This is a genomic window from Pseudomonas sp. GM84, from assembly GCF_000282535.1.
Lineage (GTDB): Bacteria > Pseudomonadota > Gammaproteobacteria > Pseudomonadales > Pseudomonadaceae > Aquipseudomonas.
Map to the genome: position 1 here is coordinate 1 of NZ_AKJC01000384.1, position 3,271 is coordinate 3,271.

General features: G+C 63.5%; 3 protein-coding genes. All 3 read right to left on the minus strand.

The genetic code is table 11. The features are described from left to right. Nucleotides 1-136 precede the first annotated feature (136 nt). Nucleotides 137-1,249, minus strand: coding sequence for an aspartate-semialdehyde dehydrogenase (asd, locus tag PMI38_RS26095; protein ID WP_008101210.1), 1,113 nt, complete (start codon nt 1,247-1,249; stop codon nt 137-139). Between the two features lie 63 nt (nt 1,250-1,312). Then, a complete protein-coding gene (leuB, locus tag PMI38_RS26100) occupies nt 1,313-2,395 on the minus strand; it encodes a 3-isopropylmalate dehydrogenase (protein ID WP_008101212.1) in 1,083 nt (360 codons plus the stop codon). A 54-nt stretch (nt 2,396-2,449) separates the two neighbouring features. Beyond that, nucleotides 2,450-3,214 carry a class I SAM-dependent methyltransferase gene (locus PMI38_RS26105; protein WP_008101214.1) on the minus strand — a complete coding sequence of 255 codons (765 nt, stop codon included), beginning with the start codon at nt 3,212-3,214 and terminating at the stop codon, nt 2,450-2,452. Between the last annotated feature and the right edge of the window lie 57 nt (nt 3,215-3,271).

The following is a 3,271-nucleotide window of genomic DNA, read 5'->3' on the forward strand; positions in this document are numbered from 1 at the left end:
TCCTGAAGTCGCAATTGGCGGCGCCTGAACTACCGCGTACTTAGAAGCAAGAGCAAGAGCAAGAGCAAGAGCAAGAGCAAAGAATAAAAAAACCCGCACTGTCACCAGCGCGGGTTTTTCGGTCAAACCAGAACGATCAACGCTCCAGCAGAATCCGCAGCATACGGCGCAGCGGCTCGGCAGCACCCCACAGCAGCTGGTCGCCAACGGTGAACGCGCCCAGGTACTGGGAGCCCATGTTCAGCTTGCGCAGACGACCCACCGGGATATTCAGGGTACCGGTCACCTTGGTCGGGGCCAGCTCCTGCATGCTGATCTCGCGCTGGTTCGGCACCAGCTTCACCCAAGGGTTGTGCTGGCTGATCATGCCTTCGATATCGGCCAGTGGCACATCCTTGTTCAGCTTGATGGTCAGCGCCTGGCTGTGGCAGCGCATGGCACCGATGCGCACGCAGATGCCATCGACCGGGATCGGGCTCTTGAAGCGACCGAGGATCTTGTTGGTCTCGGCCTGGGCCTTCCACTCTTCACGGCTCTGCCCGTTCGGCAGTTCCTTGTCGATCCACGGAATCAGGCTGCCGGCCAGCGGCACGCCGAAGTTCTCGGTCGGGAACGCTTCGCCACGCATGGCTTCGGCAACCTTGCGGTCGATGTCGAGGATGGCGCTGGCCGGGTTGGCCAGGTCATCGGCGACAGCGGCGTGGATGCCGCCCATCTGCTTGATCAGCTCGCGCATGTTCTGCGCGCCGGCACCGGATGCCGCCTGGTAGGTCATGGCGCTCATCCACTCGACCAGGCCCGCTTCGAACAGGCCACCCAGGCCCATCAGCATCAGGCTGACGGTGCAGTTGCCGCCGATGTAGTTCTTGGTACCGGCATCGAGCTGCTGGTCGATCACCTTGCGGTTGACCGGGTCCAGCACGATCACCGCGTCATCCTGCATGCGCAGCGACGAGGCGGCGTCGATCCAGTAACCCTGCCAGCCCGCTTCACGCAGCTTGGGGAAGACCTCGTTGGTGTAGTCGCCGCCCTGACAGGTCAGGATCACGTCGAGGGTCTTGAGCTCTTCGATCGAATAAGCGTCCTTGAGCGGAGCAATATCCTTGCCCACGTTCGGACCCTGGCCACCGACATTGGAGGTGGTGAAGAACACCGGCTCGATAAGGTCGAAGTCCTGCTCCTCCAGCATCCGCTGCATGAGCACGGAACCGACCATACCGCGCCAACCGATCAGACCTACACGTTTCATCGCAACTACACCTTTGCTAAAAGTGGGCCGCCACCGACCAAAAACGGTGGCGGGCCAGAGAGATTACAGATTCCGCAGCGCTGCGACTACTGCGTCGCCCATTTCCTGCGTGCCAACTTTATTGCAGCCTGCCGACCAGATGTCACCGGTGCGCAGGCCCTGATCCAGCACCAGGCTCACGGCCTGCTCGATGGCTTCGGCCGCGGCGTGCTGGTTGAAGCTGTAACGCAGCATCATCGACACCGACAGAATGGTCGCCAACGGGTTGGCGATACCCTGTCCGGCGATGTCCGGCGCCGAACCGTGGCAAGGCTCGTACATGCCCTTGTTGTTGGCATCCAGCGACGCCGAAGGCAGCATGCCGATGGAACCGGTGAGCATGGAAGCCTCATCCGACAGAATGTCACCGAACATGTTGTCGGTCACCACCACGTCGAACTGCTTGGGTGCGCGCACCAGCTGCATGGCGGCGTTGTCGACGTACATGTGGCTGAGCTCGACGTCCGGGTAGTCCTTGGCCACGTCTTCGACCACTTCACGCCACAGCTGGCTGGAAGCGAGCACGTTGGCCTTGTCCACCGAGCACAGCTTCTTGCCGCGCACACGGGCCATGTCGAAGCCGACACGGGCGATGCGGCGCACTTCGCTTTCGCTGTAAGGCAGGGTGTCGTAAGCCTGGCGCTCGCCACCTTCGAGTTCACGCTGGCCGCGTGGCGCACCGAAGTAGATGCCGCCGGTCAGCTCGCGGACGATGAGGATATCCAGGCCCGAGACGATTTCCGGCTTCAGCGAGGAGGCATCGGCCAGTTGCGGGTAAAGGATGGCCGGGCGCAGGTTGGCGAAAAGGCCCAGTTGCGAACGGATCTTCAGCAGACCGCGTTCCGGACGGATGTCACGCTCGATCTTGTCCCATTTCGGGCCACCGACGGCGCCCAGCAGCACGGCATCGGCCTTGCGCGCACGCTCCAGGGTTTCGTCGGCCAGGGGCACGCCGTGCTTGTCGATGGCAGCGCCGCCGATCACGTCGTGATCGAGGCTGAAGCCGAGCTGGAACTTGTCGTTGGCCAGCTCCAGCACCTTGACCGCTTCGGCCATGATTTCCGGGCCAATGCCATCACCTGGGAGAATCAGAATCTGCTTGCTCATGCTTTCCTCTATCCATTCAAGCGGCGCGGCCCTGCTGGCCACGCCGAAATATACTCAGCGCTCGGCCCACAACACCAGCACATCGGTGCTGAACGAGCCATCGTCTTCGATCTGGTAATACTGGCGCACTTCCTCGCCCATGGCCTGCTGCAACTGGCGGATGGCCGTGCGCATGGGTTCAGGGGTGCGCATGCGCTCGACCCAGCTGGTGAATTCCAGGCGCAACGGCTGGCGGGTGTGACTGCGCACATGCAGGCCCGCCTCGCTGACCTGACGCTGCCACTCGGCGGCAGAGTAATCGCGTACGTGGCTGGTATCGCGCAGCACTTCAACGGTCTGCAGGTACGTGTCGAGCAACGGGCTGCCCGGCGACATCACGTCGATGAACGCCGCCACGCCACCCGGCTTGAGCACCCGACGCACCTCGCGCAGGGCCAGGCCCAGGTCGCTCCAGTGGTGCGCCGAGTAGCGGCTGAAAACGAAATCGAACGAAGCGTCGGCGAACGGCAGGCGTTCGGCGGCGCCACGCTCGGTGCGAATGTTGCCCAGGCCACGCTCGGCAGCGGCGCTGGCGACCACGTCGAGCATCGCTTGCGACAGGTCGTAGGCGACCACTTCGGCAACCAGCGGTGCGACGTGGAAGCTGACGTGACCGGCACCACAGCCCAGGTCCAGCACGCGGGCGCTGCCCTGCCCTGCCAGCTCGGCCTGCAGCAGGGCGAATTCGCGGCCCTGGGCGTGCACGGCGCTGCTGAGGTAGGCACTGGCCTGCTCGCCGAACTGGCGTTGGACCACATCGGTGTGGGGGGTGCTGGTCATGGGGTGTTCCTTCTGGTTTCGGGTTCCTTGTACGGCCGCTATCGCCGGCAAGCCGGC

Bases quoted from the DNA above. Each gene is read 5' to 3' on its own strand.
- PMI38_RS26105 (WP_008101214.1), bottom strand. From the start codon at position 3,214: ATGACCAGCACCCCCCACACCGATGTGGTCCAACGCCAGTTCGGCGAG.
- leuB (WP_008101212.1), bottom strand. From the start codon at position 2,395: ATGAGCAAGCAGATTCTGATTCTCCCAGGTGATGGCATTGGCCCGGAA.
- asd (WP_008101210.1), bottom strand. From the start codon at position 1,249: ATGAAACGTGTAGGTCTGATCGGTTGGCGCGGTATGGTCGGTTCCGTG.